14 protein-coding genes and 1 pseudogene are annotated in these 15,799 nt (G+C 63.4%); 5 read left to right on the forward strand and 10 right to left on the reverse strand.

Going from position 1 to position 15,799, the window contains the following annotated elements; genetic code table 11:
- Positions 1-15: 15 nt before the first annotated feature.
- From SLW75_RS00125 to SLW75_RS00140, 4 genes are all read right to left on the reverse strand, one after another.
- Entirely contained in the window at positions 16-1,473 is a 1,458-nt protein-coding gene (locus SLW75_RS00125) for an N-acyl-D-amino-acid deacylase family protein (RefSeq protein ID WP_410933185.1), read from the reverse strand.
- A gap of 4 nt (positions 1,474-1,477) precedes the next feature.
- Complete coding sequence (locus SLW75_RS00130; RefSeq protein WP_410933186.1) at positions 1,478-2,338, reverse strand: MurR/RpiR family transcriptional regulator; 861 nt, start codon at positions 2,336-2,338, stop codon at positions 1,478-1,480.
- Positions 2,339-3,688, reverse strand: coding sequence for a gluconate:H+ symporter (locus SLW75_RS00135; protein ID WP_065989551.1), 1,350 nt, complete (start codon positions 3,686-3,688; stop codon positions 2,339-2,341). It lies immediately after the preceding gene.
- A 390-nt stretch (positions 3,689-4,078) separates the two neighbouring features.
- Positions 4,079-5,062: a GlxA family transcriptional regulator gene (locus SLW75_RS00140; protein ID WP_410933187.1), complete on the reverse strand. Its 984-nt coding sequence runs from the start codon at positions 5,060-5,062 to the stop codon at positions 4,079-4,081.
- 163 nt (positions 5,063-5,225) lie between these two features.
- On the opposite strand from SLW75_RS00140, the gene SLW75_RS00145 reads away from it, so the two are divergent.
- Positions 5,226-5,906 carry a DJ-1/PfpI family protein gene (locus tag SLW75_RS00145; RefSeq protein WP_065989554.1) on the forward strand — a complete coding sequence of 227 codons (681 nt, stop codon included), beginning with the start codon at positions 5,226-5,228 and terminating at the stop codon, positions 5,904-5,906.
- Here the strand turns inward: SLW75_RS00145 and SLW75_RS00150 are convergent.
- Positions 5,903-6,544, reverse strand: a complete 642-nt coding sequence (locus SLW75_RS00150) for a TetR/AcrR family transcriptional regulator (RefSeq protein WP_065989556.1) — start codon at positions 6,542-6,544, stop codon at positions 5,903-5,905. The genes SLW75_RS00145 and SLW75_RS00150 overlap by 4 nt on opposite strands.
- Positions 6,545-6,811: 267 nt before the next feature.
- Here SLW75_RS00150 and SLW75_RS00155 point away from each other — a divergent pair, with 267 nt between their 5' ends.
- Positions 6,812-7,909 carry an MBL fold metallo-hydrolase gene (locus tag SLW75_RS00155; protein WP_410933188.1) on the forward strand — a complete coding sequence of 366 codons (1,098 nt, stop codon included), beginning with the start codon at positions 6,812-6,814 and terminating at the stop codon, positions 7,907-7,909.
- A gap of 10 nt (positions 7,910-7,919) precedes the next feature.
- On the opposite strand, the gene SLW75_RS00160 is transcribed toward SLW75_RS00155, so the two are convergent.
- The 3 genes from SLW75_RS00160 to SLW75_RS00170 form a co-directional block, all read right to left on the reverse strand.
- A complete protein-coding gene (locus SLW75_RS00160; protein ID WP_167355798.1) occupies positions 7,920-8,075 on the reverse strand; it encodes a hypothetical protein in 156 nt (51 codons plus the stop codon).
- 46 nt (positions 8,076-8,121) lie between these two features.
- Positions 8,122-9,669 carry an FAD-dependent oxidoreductase gene (locus tag SLW75_RS00165; protein ID WP_410933189.1) on the reverse strand — a complete coding sequence of 516 codons (1,548 nt, stop codon included), beginning with the start codon at positions 9,667-9,669 and terminating at the stop codon, positions 8,122-8,124.
- 166 nt (positions 9,670-9,835) lie between these two features.
- Complete coding sequence (locus SLW75_RS00170; protein WP_065989566.1) at positions 9,836-10,324, reverse strand: GFA family protein; 489 nt, start codon at positions 10,322-10,324, stop codon at positions 9,836-9,838.
- Positions 10,325-10,515: 191 nt separating this feature from the next.
- Here SLW75_RS00170 and SLW75_RS00175 point away from each other — a divergent pair.
- The 3 genes and pseudogenes from SLW75_RS00175 to SLW75_RS00185 all read left to right on the forward strand — a co-directional run.
- Positions 10,516-11,283: pseudogene (locus SLW75_RS00175) on the forward strand (MCP four helix bundle domain-containing protein); the annotation flags it as partial.
- The gene (locus tag SLW75_RS00180; protein ID WP_410929565.1) at positions 11,278-12,141 is read left to right on the forward strand and encodes a methyl-accepting chemotaxis protein; all 864 of its coding nucleotides are present in this window, start codon (positions 11,278-11,280) and stop codon (positions 12,139-12,141) included. The pseudogene SLW75_RS00175 and the gene SLW75_RS00180, both read left to right, overlap by 6 nt.
- 281 nt (positions 12,142-12,422) lie before the next feature.
- Positions 12,423-13,667 (forward strand): AGE family epimerase/isomerase, encoded by a 1,245-nt coding sequence (locus SLW75_RS00185; RefSeq protein ID WP_410933190.1) that lies wholly within the window; start codon positions 12,423-12,425, stop codon positions 13,665-13,667.
- Between the two features lie 75 nt (positions 13,668-13,742).
- Here SLW75_RS00185 and SLW75_RS00190 read toward each other — a convergent pair whose 3' ends face one another.
- Together SLW75_RS00190 and SLW75_RS00195 are read right to left on the reverse strand one after the other, a co-directional pair.
- Entirely contained in the window at positions 13,743-14,525 is a 783-nt protein-coding gene (locus tag SLW75_RS00190) for an exodeoxyribonuclease III (protein ID WP_410933191.1), read from the reverse strand.
- A gap of 105 nt (positions 14,526-14,630) precedes the next feature.
- Complete coding sequence (locus tag SLW75_RS00195; protein ID WP_410933192.1) at positions 14,631-15,728, reverse strand: AbrB family transcriptional regulator; 1,098 nt, start codon at positions 15,726-15,728, stop codon at positions 14,631-14,633.
- Positions 15,729-15,799: the final 71 nt, after the last annotated feature.

Here is a 15,799-nt window from a genome sequence, read left to right on the forward strand (position 1 = left end):
GCCAGTCCTACAGAATCAACCAAACCCACCCACCAACGACCCACTGCGCGGCAAGAACCTCCCTTGCCGTTCCCCCTGCGGTTTGCCTTCGGCGTAGCTCAAATGCCCGTTCACCCACACCGCATCAATCCCCTCGGCAGCGCGCTTGGGTTCTTTGAAATCCGCCACATCGCGCACGGTTTCGGCGTTGAACAACACCAGATCCGCGCAATACCCTTCGCGCACGAATCCGCGATCATGCAGCCCGAAGCGTGTGGCGGTCAGTCCGGTCATCTTGTGCACAGCGGTGTGCAGCGGGAACAGCCCCAGATCCCGACTGAAATGCCCGAGCACCCGGGGAAACGCACCCCACAGGCGCGGGTGCGGGAAGGGGTCTTCCGGCAGTCCGTCCGAACCGATCATCGACAGCGGGTGTTTCATGATCCGCTGCACGTCGTTCTCGTCCATGCCGTAATACACGGCGCCAGCGGGTTGCAGTTTTCGTGCGGCCTCCACCAGCGACAGTCCCCAGTCGGCGGCGATGTCCTTCAGCTCGCGGCCGCCCTGGTCCGGGTGCGGCGTCGACCAGGTGATGGTGATCGGGAACGCATCGGTCACCTGCTTTAAATCCAGCGTTGAAGAGCTGGCCGCATAGGGATAGCAATCGCAGCCCACCGGGTGGCTCAGCGCGGCGTTTTCCAGGGACGCCAGCAGCTGCGGACTGCGGCCCCAGTTGCCGGCGCCCGCGCATTTCATGTGGGAAATAACCACCGGTGACCGGGCGTGACGGCCGATCGCGAACGCCTCGTCCATGGCCTCCAGCACCGGCTCGAACTCACTGCGCAGATGGGTCGTGTACACCGCGCCGAACGCCGTGAGCTCCTCGGCCAGCTGCTTGACTTCGTCGGTCTCGGCCGAGTAAGCCGAGGCGTAGGCCAGACCGGTGGACAGGCCCAGCGCGCCGTCCGCCAGGCTGTCGTGCAATTGCCCGCGCATGGCGCTGATTTCATCAGCGCGCGCCGTTCGAAAAAGATCGTCCATGTGATTGCTGCGCAGGGCGGTATGGCCGATCAGCGCCGCCACATTGACCGCCGGCCGCGCCGCATCCACCGCGTTGCGGTAGTCGACGAAGCGCGGATAAACGAACGCGGCGGCGGGCCCCAGCAGGTTCATCGGGTCCGGCGGATCGCCCGCGAGCGTTACCGGCGAGGCGCTGATGCCGCAGTTGCCGACGATCACCGTGGTCACGCCCTGGGTGATCTTCGGCAGCATCGCCGGCTGGCGAATCACCACGGTGTCGTCGTGGGTGTGCACGTCGATGAAACCCGGGGCCAGCACGCGGCCGGCGGCGTTGATTTCTTCGCGGGCTGAGACGTCGCGGAGGTTACCGATGCGCTGAATGCGGCCGTCGCAGATGGCCACATCGGCGCGGTAACCGGGGGCATCGCTGCCGTCGATCACCAGCGCGTCGCGAATGATCAGGTCGTAAAGCATGGGGTCAGTCTCCAAGGGGCAGGCCTTCGTCGCCGCCGCGGTAGTCATCCAGCGCGAGTTTGATCCGTCGCAGCCGTTCGCGGTTGGCGTCGGGCGCCGTCAGTGCCAGTTCGGTGGCCAGCACGTCGATGGTCAGCAGCATGCCGTAGCGCGCGGCGGTGGGTTTGTAGATGAAATTGGTTTCGGCGATCTGCAGCGGCAGCAGGACATCCGCCCGTTCCGCCAGCGGTGAGCCGGGCAGGGTGATGGCGAGAATCTTCGCGCCATAGCTGCGGGCCAGGTCCACTGCGTCGAGCAGTTCAGGGGTGCGCCCGCTCAGTGAGCAGACAATGACGCTGTGCTCGGGGCCAAGGGTTGCGGCGATCAGGCGCATCATCACCGGGTCGCGGCTGGCGGCAATCGGGTAGCCGAGGCGCACCAGACGGGTCTGCAGTTCTTCGCTGCACAGGCTGGACGCGCCGCCCATGCCGAAGCTGTGAATCAACCGCGCTGGCGTCAGCAGAGCCACCGCCGCCTGGAAGCGCGACTCATCGAAACCGGCCAGATGCTGGCGCAGGGTGGACTCGATGTCGCCGACGATCTGGGTGAAAAACGCCGACTGTTCCGGCGCCTGCTCCGGGGTGAGGAAGCGGTTGCCCACGGCGCTGGCCTGGGCCAGTTGCAGGCGCAGGTCGCGCAGGTCCTTGCAGCCCACCGTGCGGGCGAAGCGTGACAGCGTGGCGCTGCTGACCTCGGCACGGGCGGCGAGGTCGTCGAGGCTGGCGCTGGCGGCAAAGGCCACGTCGCTGAGCACCAGCCTGGCGATGCGGCCTTCCCCGGCGCTGAAAGAGTCCTGACGGGCGCGGATCTGGTAAAGAATGTCCACTCAGATCACCTGCGCCAGCCCGAGGGTCAGGACGAAAGCAATCACCGATATCAGCGTTTCCAGCACCGTCCAGGTTTTGAAGGTCTGTGCCACGGTCATGTTGAAATACTCCTTGATCAGCCAGAACCCGCCGTCGTTGACGTGGGAAAAAATCACCGAGCCCGCGCCGGTTGCCAGCACCAGCAACTCCGGATGGGGATAGCCCAGACCCAGCGCGACGGGGGCGACGATGCCGGACGCGGTGGTCATTGCCACGGTGGCCGAGCCGGTGGCGACCCGCATCAGTGCGGCGAACAGCCAGCCCATCAACAGCGGCGACAGATGCCAGTCCTGCGCCAGACCGACAATCTCGTTGGTCACGCCACTGTCGACCAGAATCCGGTTCAGACCGCCGCCGGCGCCCACCAGCAACGTAATGCTGGCCGTTGGTGCCAGGCACTCCTGGGTGAATTTCAGGATCGAATCCCGGGAGAAGCCCTGGGCAATCCCCAAGGTCCAGAAGCTTAGTAACGTGGCCAGCAGCAGCGCGATCACCGAGTTGCCGATGAACAGCAGGAAGCTGTTGAAGCCGCTCCCCGGCGTGGCAATCAGGTTGGCCCAGCCACCCAGCAGCATCAGTACGACCGGCAGCAGAATGGTCGCCATGGTGATGCCGAAGCTTGGCAGTTGGGCGCGGGGTTCGCGGTCGAGAAATTGTTTGGCCAGCGGGTTTTCATCGGGCAGGTGAATGTGCGGCACGATGAAGCGCGCGTAGATCGGGCCGGCGATGATCGCCGTGGGGATGCCGATGAGGATGGCGTAGAACAGGGTCTGGCCGACCGACGCCTGATAGGCCTGCACCGCCAGCATCGCGGCCGGGTGCGGCGGCACCAGTGCGTGGACCACCGAGAGGCCGGCGACCATGGGCAGCCCGACCATCAGAATCGACACGCCGACCCGACGTGCGACGGTGAAAGCGATGGGCACCAACAGCACGAAACCGACTTCGAAAAACAGCGGCAGCCCCACGAGAAAGGCGATGCAGACCATCGCCCAGTGCGCATTGCGCTCGCCGAAGCGGTCGATCAAGGTGCGCGCCACCTGCTCGGCGCCACCGGATTCGGCCATCATCTTGCCGAGCATGGTGCCCAGCGCTACGACCAGCGCGATGTGCCCCAGCGTCTTGCCGACCCCGCCCTCATAGGACGCAACGACGGCATTGGCCGGCATCCCGGCGACCAGGGCGAGGCCGACGGACACCAGGGTGATGACGATAAACGGATTGAGACGAAACCGCGCGATAAGCACGATCAAGGCGATGATCGCGACGGCGGCATAGACCAACAGAGACAGGCCGGTTGACGGAGGCATGCAACGGATTCCTTGCTGAAGATGAGGAGGTCAGGGCTTGGGCGGCGGCGGGGCTGAGCCTGTCGAGCTGAAACAGGGCAGGACTCCCCCGCGCAGTGGCGTTAACCGGTGCGCAGCCAGGCGGTGAAAACGATCTCGGCAGTAGATGTTGCAAGCGCCATCAGCGGCGAAAGAAGAACAGGGGCGGGACGATCACAGGCAGTCATTATTGTTATCTCTGATTTCGTGATGAAAATTAAATTACACGAAACAGTATAAAAATATCAATTAATGAAAATTAATTTCTCCTTGAGCCTTGCCTTGTAACGCATCTCAGTCACGCAGGTCTCAAGGCGCGCCCCGGATTTCCCGGTCGCTGCAACCCATTAGTGGCAGCTTGTAGCGGCCAAGTCATGCCGCGCTGAAACGCTCTCGATACGCCTGGGGCGTCACCGATACCGCGCGCATGAAGCTGCGGCGCAATGTCTCTTCCGTGCCGAAACCGCAGCGGTCGGCGATGCGCTTGATTGGCAGCGCGCTGTCCCCCAACAGACGCCGGGCCGCTTCGACGCGCAACTGCTCGATGGCCCGCGCTGGCGTGTTGCCGGTGTGGGCGCGGTAGTGGCGGACGAAACTGCGCTCGCTCATGCCGACCTGAGCCGCCAGCGTGCCGACGGACAGGTCGCTGGCCAGGTTGTCGAGAATCCAGGCGTGCAGGTCGCCAAACCGGCTCCCCTGATCGCGGGTCTGGTGCTGCATCGACAGCGCCGTGCTGAATTGCGATTGCCCGCCCGGGCGCTTGAGAAACACCACCAGATCCCGCGCGACGGCCAGTGCGATGTCGCGGCCCAGGTCCGCCTCGACCATCGCCAGCGCAAGATCGATGCCTGCCGTCACCCCGGCCGACGTCCACAGTTTGTCCTCGTTGATGAAGATCGGGTCCGGGTCGACGCGCAGATGCGGGAAGCACCGCGCCAGTTCGTCGCAACTGTCCCAGTGAGTGACCACCCGATGACCGTCCAGCACGCCGGCCGCGGCGAGCAAAAATGCGCCGGTACACACTGACGCCACGCGCCGGGCACTGGCGGATTGCGTTCGCACCCAGTCCACCAGAACCGGGTCCAGCAGCGCCGTGTGCACCGCGCCGCCACCGGCGATGATCAGCGTGTCCGAAGGCGTGGACGGCAGCGGGTGAGTGAGCAGTCCGAGCCCGGCGGAGGAAACCACGCTGCCCGGTTCGCGAGCGATGACTTCGGGCCGGTAGGGGATTTTTTTCAGGCCGGCTTCCTGCGCCATGACGTTGGCCGAGGCGAACACCTGCAGCGGTCCGGTGACGTCGAGTAACTGAACGTTGGGAAAGGCCAGAACATGAACCGGCCGGGGCTGATGGGGCATGGCGCGCTCACTGTGAAGATTGGCGTGAATTGTTGGCTTTATGGCGTATCCGCCAGAGGCTAGCCCTCTACAGTGCTTTCGTCCAGCCGCTGGCCTTCAGGTGCAACCGGCTGCTCGGCTCACGCATTCAGATGACCCACGTTTAAACGATAAGGAACACGCCATGACCCTGCATATCGGCCTGCTGGTATTCCCCAAAGTCCAGCAACTGGACCTGACCGGTCCCTACGATGTTTTCGCCACCATGCCCGGCGTGGTCGTGCACCTGGTCTGGAAAGATCTCGAGCCGCTGCAGTCCAGCACCGGCCTCACCCTCGTCCCGACCGCGACCTTCGCCGACTGCATCGACCTCGACGTGATCTGCGTGCCGGGCGGGGTAGGCGTCGATGCATTGATGGAAGATGCGCAAACCCTGGCGTTCATCCGGCATCAGGCCGCGACGGCTCAGTACGTGACCTCGGTCTGCACCGGCGCTTTAGTGCTCGGCGCGGCCGGGCTGTTGAAAGGCCGCCGCGCCACCACCCACTGGGCGTCCCATTCACTGCTGGAGCAGTTCGGCGCGATTCCGGTACACGAGCGCGTGGTGCGCGACGGCAACCTGATGACCGGCGGCGGCGTGACGGCAGGGATCGATTTTGCGTTGACGCTGATCAGCGAGGTGTTCGATCCGGATACCGCCCGGACCATTCAGCTGCAACTGGAGTACGCACCGGCGCCGCCTTACGATTCGGGGCGACCGGACACGGCCCCGGCGAATATCGTCGGCGTCGCCATTGATCGCGCCATGCAGGGTTTGCTGGCCCGTCGGCAGATCGTCGAGCGCGTCACGGCGGCCATGGACTAACGGGCAGTGGTGGACCGAGATTTGTCGAGCGGGATTTCATACCAGCACAGGAACAGGTCGAGGGCCGACTCCACCACTTCGCGTTGCTTGTCCGGCGCGAGCAGGGGTTCGTTGAGGGTAACTTGTGGCCAGAAGGCGAAGGCCTTGAGCAACGCATGGATCTGCGACGCGGCGAACACCGGCTCGACGGCCTTGAGGCGGCCGTCCTGCTGGGCGCCTCGCACCCAGACGGTGAAGGTTTCTTCGCGCTGATTGAGTCGGCTGACCCAGACCTGCGCGCGATCGGGGGAGTGGATGGTCGCGCCGATGGCCACCCGGGCCAGGTCGATGAAATTGCTGTCGCCGAGGGTTTTCATTTTCGCGTCGAGCAATTCGCGCAGTTGATCGCGCAGGGGCACGCCGGGTTTGTACACCGCATCGGTCTGCGTCGCGGCGGAGGACCACAGACGATGGAGCATTTCGGAAAACAGCTCTTCCTTGCTGGGGAAGTGGTTGTAGACCGTGCGCTTGGAGACCTCCGCCCGGGCGGCGATGCGGTCCATGCTCGTGACCTCGAAACCGTTGTCGCGAAATTCGGCTATCGCCGCTTGAACAATGGCTTCGCGTTTACGGTCGGTCAGTCGCAGTGGGGCAGTCATGGATTCGCTTCTGTGAGGTGAGCCGGGCAACGAAGTCACCCGGCAAGAAAATTACACCGGGCAGTTTACTTCTCTTTGCCCATCGTGCAAGCTTGAAACTACACTGTGTAGTGTAGAAGCAGCCGGAAGCTTCAAGTTTTAAGCTTCAAGCTAAAGCCACGGCCGAAGCCAAAGCGCAAGGCGTACGTCATGCTCTTGCAGCTTGCAGCTTGCAGCTTGCAGCTCGCACAGCGCCACCTTCACCCGTTTCATGGAGTCAGCACCCTCATGGCCTCGATCGACAAACACCTTGATTCACATCCTGCGCTGCCCGTCCTGACTCGGCGTGAAGGCCGCTATTTCAATCACAAGCCGATGGCGCGCTCAGGCTTCGTCAAGACCCTGCGCATCTTCTGGAACGCCCTGTTCAACAAGCCCCACCACACCCGCCCGGCCGGCGAGATACCGGTTCAGCCGCTGTCGCGCCAGCAACTGTTGGCGGCGCCCGACAACACGGTCTATCGGCTCGGCCATTCCACCGTGCTGCTGAAACTGCGCGGTGAATACTTCCTCACCGACCCCGTCTTCGCTGACCGTGCCTCGCCGGTGCAGTGGGCCGGTCCGCAGCGCTTCCATCAGCCGCCGATCAGCCTTGCAGACCTGCCACCGCTGAAAGCAGTGATCCTGTCCCACAACCATTACGACCACCTCGATCACATGACCATTCAGGTGCTCAAGGACAAGGCCGAGCACTTCATCACGCCGCTGGGGGTAGGGGACACGTTGATCGAGTGGGGTGTGCCGGCGGCCAAGGTTCAGCAGTTGAACTGGTGGCAGTCGACCGATATTCATGGCATTCGCTTTGTGGCAACGCCGGCGCAGCACTTTTCAGGGCGTACGTTGCGCGACGGCAATCAGACGCTCTGGGCGTCGTGGGTGATGCTCGACGGCGAGCAGCGGATCTTCTTCAGCGGCGACACCGGTTATCACGACGGCTTCAAGTTGATTGGCGAGCAGTACGGCCCGTTCGACCTGACGCTGATGGAAACCGGCGCCTATAACGAAGACTGGCCGGACGTGCACATGCAGCCCGAAGAAACGCTGCAGGCGCACATCGACCTGCGCGGCAAGTGGCTGCTGCCGATCCACAACGGCACCTTCGACCTGGCGATGCACGCCTGGCACGAGCCGTTCGACCGGATTCTCGCGCTGGCGTGGGACCGCAGCATCTCCATCACCACCCCGGAAATGGGCCAGCCTTTTTACGTGCAGTACCCAAGCCGGGGCGAGGCGTGGTGGCTGAAGGTGGAGACCGCTCAGCAGTCTGCGACCGGCCGCTGCGCAAAGCAGCAAAGTGATCGTCAGCAGGCTACCAGCCGCGGCTGATGCCGCTCGTTCAGGGTTTGGCGTCGGTCGCGTCTGCCGGATGCTCCGTTTCCGGTGGTCGCTGTTGTTCACCACTTTGATTGGCTTGTTTGTGTTCCTCGCCGACCTTGCCTGCGTTTTCAGGCTTGTGGTCGAGGTCTTCGCGGTTGGACTCTTTATCAGGCATGGCGCCCTCCGGTATGCGGATAAATGAATGACGCTGAAGTGCGTGCTCAATCACCGATCTGGTTGATCAGCATCTGCGCTTCATCTTTGAACAGCGGTTGTTTCATGCGTTCGGCGAGCATCGCCATGGGCCGTTCGCGCCCACAGCTGACCACGGCCGCCACCACATTCTGCTTGCAGAAAAGCGCCAGGAAGTCGAACCGCTCCGGTTCGCCCAGGTAGACAATGTCGTCCCAGTCCTCTGCGTGGCCGAGATAATCCAGACGCTTTTCAAAATGGTAGGTCCAGAAATACGGCACGTCGGTGTAATGCCGGTCTTCGCCGAGCATATTGCCCGCCGCGATACGTGCCTGCTGTTGGGCAAGCCGCCAGTGCTCGATGCGCTGCGGCTGGTGGTTGAGTGGAAAGGTGGCGATATCGCCTGCCGCCCACACATCCTTGCCTGCGCGCATGCCGTCGTCGACGGGGAGTGAGCCGTCCTCCTCCAGCTGAAGACCGTCGATGAAATGCGTGACCGGACTCACACCGACGCCGACCAACGCCAGATCCACCTGCAGTCGTTCACCATTGCTGAGCACGGCGTTCTGCAGCACCTGCTGGCCGTCCCGTTCAACGCCTTCGAAACGACTGACATCGACGTGGGTGCGGAACAACACGCCGTTTTGCTCATGCAGCGCGCCCAGCGCCTTGCCGATGCGCTCGCCCAGGAGGCGGACAAACAGCACTTCGTGATGGGCCAGAATCGTCACGTTCACACCCTGTGTGCGCAACGCCGACGCCGCTTCCAGCCCGATAAAACTGTCGCCCACGATCAACGCATGGCTGCCGGGGTGGACCGCCGCGAGAATTCGGCTGGCGTCATCGCGGCTGCGCAGCGTCAGCACCTGCGGCAGATCGGCGCCCTCCACAGGCAGCGCGCGGGGCTCGCCGCCCGTGGTGACCAGCGCCGCGTCATAGTCAAAGCGGCGCCCGTCCGCCAGGGTCACGCGCTTGTTGATGACGTCCAGCTTCATCACCTCGCCGTGCACTCGCTCGATGCGGTTATCCAGGTAAAACCCCTCGTCGCGCAGGGCAGGGATTTCATCGGTTTTCATTTCGGCGGACAGCACAAATTTGCTGAGCGCCGTGCGGTCGTAGCCGGGCGCAGCTTCTCTGTCGATGAGCTGTAATTGACCGTTGAAGCCTTTTTCCCTCAACGCGCAGGCCGCCGCTGTGCCCGCTGCCCCGGCGCCAATGATGACGAAACGGCGGCTGTCCTCGGCCAGTGTCGGCGTGTGAACGGCCATGGGCTGGTCATCGACGTGCACGTGGCCTTCAATGAGTTGAACGGGGTAGCGGATAAGAGCGTCCAGGGCGGGCGGTTCGCACAGGTGGCCGTCGTCGATGGAAAATTCGGCTTTGTGCCAGGGGCAGATCAGGTGACCGTTGCAGATGGCGCCGTCCGCCAGGGGGGCGCCGGCGTGGGGGCAGAAGGCTTGAAACGCGCGGACTTCTTCGCCGTGCAGAACCAGTAGCGCCTTGGTTTCGCCAAACTCGACCTGGAGACCGCGGTCTCGATGAAGCTCGGTCAGGGTGGCGACTCGATGCAAAGGCATGTGCGCTTCCTCGTGGGCTTATTATTGGGCTTATCAGCGTTTAGTTGGGAGTCGGCCGGCGGGGGAGAGGTTCAGGGAATTATCCAGTGGTCGGTCGGGCGGGCGCTCCGTCGGCAGCCACTGCCAGAGGAACGCCCGACGCCTGTGCTCATTCCAGCGCGGCAGATTATTGAGTGAGCTTCAGCCGCTCATGCCAGTCGGCAATCGACTCTTCAGGGTAGGCCTCGAACTGCTGGTCATGGGGCCCTGCGGCGACTTCCACCCACGGCGCTTTGGAGTTCAGCAGCAGGTGGGTGTGCTCCGGCGGGGTCGGCAACGGCGTGTCGATCGCCGATGCGAAGGGATGAATCAGCGCCGGCCACTCGGGGCTGAACAACCACAGCCCGCTGCCGCACCGCTTGCAGAAATGCCGTTCGGCGCTGCTGATGTGGGTTTCGTGACCGTCGTCATCGCGCATTTTGGCGTGGTAGATGGCGATGTTGTCCTTGCCTTCGACGGTGAGGGTTTTCGCGTCGCCGCCCAGGTTGATCGCGTAACCGCCGCCACCCTGGGTCTTGCGGCAGATCGAGCAGTAGCAGCGCTGATAAGGGTAGGGATGGGGGCTTGTCAGGCTGAATGCAACGGCGCCGCAGTGGCAGGAACCTTCCAGATGCATGATTCACCTCGGTTCAAATGGGGTATGGGGCTCAATGGTCTAGACCCCGCATGCTGGCAGGGTTCGATGTTTTCTCGAACAGGCGTTCGGATTCTTGGTGGGACGACGGCTAAAGAACCGTGCGGCAATGTCGATAAGCCATGGTCATACGACGACTTTGCGTCCCGCCCCTACAACAACGAGCCCCCGCTATGAGCCTACGCAACCTGACCATCGCCCGCCGCGCCGGCCTTGGGTTTACCCTGATTTCCCTGTTGGTCGCGTTGCTCGGCTGGTTCGCCCTGAGCCAGATGTCGACGATTCGACAGAGCGAGGTGGCGGTCGAGAGCAACTGGATGCCGAGCATGCGTCTGGTCAACGATATCCGCGAAGCGATGCTGCGCATTCGCACCATCTCGCTGCGGGTCGCCCTCGACGCCGATCCAAAAAACGTCAGCGTTTATAAAGGCCAGATGGACGCACGTTCGAAAATCCTCGATGAAAAACTCACCAGCCTCGACGCCTTTATCGACACGCCGGAGGAGAAGGCGCTGTACGGCAAATTCCGCGCGACCCTGGTTGAGTATCAGCGCGGTTTGACCCAGTCATTCGCCCTTGCCGAAAGCGGAGAGCTAAAGGCACTGAACAAGCTGCTGCTGGTGGACATGAAGACTGCCGTCGACAACTCCGGCGCGCAATTGGGCGATCTGGGTGATTTCTACTCCCATCAGGTTGAGCTCGAAGGTGCGGCCGCCGAAGCGCAATACGGCAAGTCGCGCAACGTGGTGCTGGTGTTCGTGCTGATCGCGGCGCTGGCCACCGTGGTGCTCGCGGTGTGGCTGACCCGCAGCATCGTGCGGCCGTTGCAGCAAGCCGTTGATGCCGCCGAATATGTGGCGAAGGGCGATCTGACCCACGACATTCGCGTCGAAGGCAATGACGAAGTCACCCGATTGCAGAGCGCGTTGCAGCAGATGCAGACCAACCTGCGCTCGACCCTGAGCCTGATCGGCAACTCGGCGAGCCAGTTGGCGTCGGCCGCCACGGAGCTGAATTCGGTGACCGAAGACAGCCATCGCGGCCTGCACCAGCAGAACGCCGAAATCGAACAGGCCGCCACGGCGGTGAACGAGATGACCTCGGCGGTCGAGGAAGTCGCGCGCAACGCGGTGTCGACGTCCCAGGCCTCGAGCGAATCGAACACCGCGGCCCGCGACGGCCAGAGCCGGGTCATTGACACGGTCAATTCGATCCAGACCCTGTCCGGCAACGTCCAGCACACCTCGGACCTGGTGCAGACCCTGGCCGAGCAGTCCAAGGACATCGGCAAGGTGCTGGACGTGATCCGTTCCATCGCCGAGCAGACCAACCTGCTGGCGCTGAACGCCGCCATCGAAGCCGCACGGGCGGGCGAGTCCGGACGCGGGTTTGCCGTGGTCGCCGATGAGGTGCGCGCACTGGCCCACCGCACTCAGCAGTCGACCCTGGAAATCGACAAGATGGTCACCACCATGCGCAGCGGTTCCACCGAAGCGCTGGAATCGATGTCGGTGAGCCGCACCCGCGCCACAGAAACACTGGGGCTGGCCCAGGGTGCGGGCGAGTCGCTGAACCGGATCACCACCTCGATCAACGAAATTTCCGAGCGCAACCTGGTTATCGCCAGCGCTGCCGAAGAGCAGGCCCAAGTTGCCCGGGAAGTGGACCGCAATATCGTCAACATCCGCGACCTGTCCATGCAATCGTCGTCCGGTGCCAACCAGATCAGCGCGTCGAGCAATGAACTGTCCCGGCTGGCGGCGGAGTTGAATCAGGTGGTGACGCGTTTCCGGGTTTGATTGCGGAGTTCAAAGCCCTCAAAGGCTTCCCGGCTAAAGCCGGTCCTACAGGCTGCACACGCAAGTAGGACCGGCTTCAGCCGGGAAGGGGCTGGTTTGAGCACTCTCAGTTTTTCGGTGTAGCGAATGACGTCTTCCCGGCTAAAGCCGGTCCTACAGACGTCCCACAGTCCGCGCCTTTCACCTCATTCACTTGCCTGTCGCTGCCCTCGGCTTGCATGATTCGCCCCGACTAATAATTCCTGGCGGGCCGAACCTGCCGACAAGATAGGTGAAGGGCAATGGATGACGTGAATCGCGATTTCAGCAGTTGGCTGCGCTCCCCGGGTCACACGGCCTGGCTGATGCAGGAGGGCAATCGGCTGCTGGCGTTTGCCAAGGCCTCGAAGCTGCCCCAAGGCTTCGGCAATCTGGACGATTTCGGCCGGCTCCCCGCCGATGCCGTGGCCGAAACCATGAACACCGCCCGCATGACCCACAGTTTCGCCATGGCCCACATCAACGGTATTCCCGGTTGCGCCGCGCTGGTCGATCACGGCATCGCCGCACTGGCCGGGCCGTTGCGCGACGCTGAGCACGGTGGCTGGTTCGCCAAGCCTCTGGAACACAGCGACGACACCGGCAAGAACGCCTACCTGCACGCCTTCGTTGCCCTGGCCGCCAGCTCTGCAGTGGTTGCCCGTCGCCCCGGCGCGCAGGCGCTGCTGGAACAAGCGATTCAGGTGATCACCGGGCACTTCTGGAGCGAGGAAGAGGGCGCGATGCGCGAATCCTTCGACCGCGACTGGAGCAACGAAGAAGCCTATCGCGGCGCCAACAGCAACATGCACAGCACCGAGGCGTTTCTCGCCCTGGCCGACGTCACTGGCGATGCGCGCTGGCTGGAACGGGCGCTGAGCATCGTCGAGCGGGTCATCCATCAGCACGCCGCCGGCAACAATCATCAAGTGATCGAGCATTTCACCCTGCAGTGGCAGCCGATGCTCGACTACAACGTCGACAAGCCCGACGACGGTTTTCGCCCCTACGGCACGACGCCCGGCCATGCCTTCGAGTGGGCGAGGCTGGTGCTGCACCTGGAGGCGGCGCGGCGCAAAGCCGGGCTGGAAACGCCGGCCTGGCTGCTGGAAGACGCGCGGGGATTATTCGAAAACGCCTGCCGTTATGGCTGGGACGTCGATGGCGCGCCGGGGATCGTCTACACCCTCGACTGGGAAAACTGCCCGGTGGTCCGCCATCGCCTGCACTGGACCCACGCCGAAGCGGCCGCCGCCGCAGCCGCACTGCTGCAACGGACCCACGAGCAGCCATACGAAGACTGGTACCGGACGTTCTGGGAATTCAGCGAGACGCTGTTCATCGACTACGAAAACGGCAGCTGGCGCCACGAGCTCAACTCGCAAAACCAGCCCAGCGCCGACATCTGGGCCGGCAAACCGGACCTGTACCACGCCTATCAGGCGACGCTGCTGCCGGTGTTGCCGCTGGAGCAAAGCCTGGCGACGGCATTGGCGAGCCGGGCCTAGTCCGCTGGATCCTGCGCAGTCTCAAGGCCAACACTCCTACAGGTGATGTGTTGTTTGAGGAACGGTGCATCTCGCTCAAACCTTCAACTCAATCCACGTCGGTGCATGGTCACTGGCGTGGGGCAGGTCCCTGACCCAGCGATCCACGCCCGCATTTTTAAGTTTGGGCGCCAGGTCCTTGCTCAACAGCAGGTGGTCAATGCGCAGGCCGGAGTTGGTCTTCCAGTGGTTGCGGAAATAATCCCAGAACGTGTAAATCCGCTCGTCCGGAAATTTCGCGCGCAGGGCGTCGGTCCAGCCCTGGTCCAACAGGCGCTCGAAGCAGGCGCGGCTTTCCGGTTGCAGCAAGGCATCCTTCAGCCATGAGCGGGTGTTGTGGATATCGTTGTCGGTGGGGATGACGTTGTAGTCCCCGGCCAGCACCACCGGATGCTCGCTGTTGAACAGCGAGTCGGCGTGTTTGATGAAATGCTCGAACCAGTCCAGTTTGTACTCGAACTTCGGCCCCGGCTGCGGGTTGCCATTGGGCAGGTAAAGGCAGCCGACGATCACGCCCTGAACAGCCGCCTCCAGATAGCGGCTGTGCTTGTCCTTCTCATTGCCCGGCAAACCCCGGCGAATCTCCAGCGGCTCACTGTCGCGGGACAGAATCGCCACGCCGTTCCACGACGGCTCGCCCTGCCAGATCACGCCGTAGCCGGCATTGCGGATGTCGTCGGCGGGAAAGGCTGCATCGGCGGCCTTCAGTTCCTGCAGACAGACGATGTCGGGCGCTTCCTTTTCCAGCCATTGCAACAGAATGGGCAAACGCGCGCGGATGCCGTTGATGTTGAACGTGGCGATTTTCAGCGTGGCCATGGCGTCCGCCTCCAGTGAGTGTGAAGGGTTGGAGGTCGCAGGAGCGATGAAGATTCCGTCAGACTGCGCGGGCGAGACTGTGGGCGCGAACCCGGCCGAGCGGATTCACGCAAAGCGGTGCGACACGCGAATCACCTGCCGGGCGATGTACGCGCCGGTCACAATCACAGCGAACAGCCGCAGCGTCTGCATCGCCAGCACGAAGCCGACGTCCGAATGGGTGTCGATGGCAATGATCGCCATGGCATCAAGGCCGCCGGGGCTGGTCGCCAGGTACACCGAGAGAAAGTCCTTGCCCATGATTTCAGCGATGCCCCAGGCTGACAGGGCGCAGAGCAGGATCAGCACCAGCGCGCCGGCGATCATCGCGGGCAGCCGCCGCCAGACATAGCTGATGGTCACGCGGTCGAAGCGCAGGCCGATGTAACTGCCGATCGCGCCGTAGGCGACCGCCAGGACCCAGGTGGGCAGGGTGATCTGCAGCACGCCGCTCAATTGCAACGCGCCGCCGAGCAGCAAGGGCACCAGCAACGCCCCGGCCGGCAACCGACTGCCGAGCATCACGCCAACCCCGATCACCAGCAGGCTCAGCCCCAGATTGAGCAGGTTCATCCCGTGCAGCAGCGCGTCGCTGCTGTGGGTGTCCGAACCGCCAGCATCGGCGCCGATCAGCCGGCTCACCAGCGCGCCGACCATGACCACGCAGACCACCCGCACGTATTGCATGGTGGCGACCACCCGGGAGTCGGCGCCGTAATCCTCGGACATCGCGACCATCGCCGACGCCGCCCCCGGTGAAGTCCCCCACGCCGCGGTGCTGCTCTGAATGCCGCCCCAGCGCGCCATGGCGATGCCGACCACCGCGCTCAACGCGACGGTGAGCAAGGTGGCGAAGACCATCACATGCCACGACTGCATCGCCGCCAGCAAAACGCCAACGGTCATGGAGTGGGCGACCAGCACGCCGACGGTGCCCTGACCCAGGCGGAACACGTGCTTGTTGAGGCGAACACTGGCCCCGGCAACGCCGAAGCCGATCGCCACCAGCATGGGCCCAAGAAACAGCGCGGCGGGGACGTGGAAGTATTTGAACAGTTGGCCGGCGCTACCGGCCATGAGGATGAGCAGCAACCATTGGGTCAGCGGGTGCTGGTGGGCGAGGGCGAACGAGGCGGGGCGTTGCAACGCGGATCTCCAGAGCATTGGTGATTCCTGGTAGGTGTTTTCCAATGACGCCCAGTATCGACAGCGCAATCGATCAAGTCTATTTTCTA

Origin of the sequence: Pseudomonas sp. W5-01, assembly GCF_046540435.1 — a bacterium.
In the GTDB taxonomy this organism is placed as follows: Bacteria; Pseudomonadota; Gammaproteobacteria; order Pseudomonadales; family Pseudomonadaceae; genus Aquipseudomonas; species Aquipseudomonas graminis_B.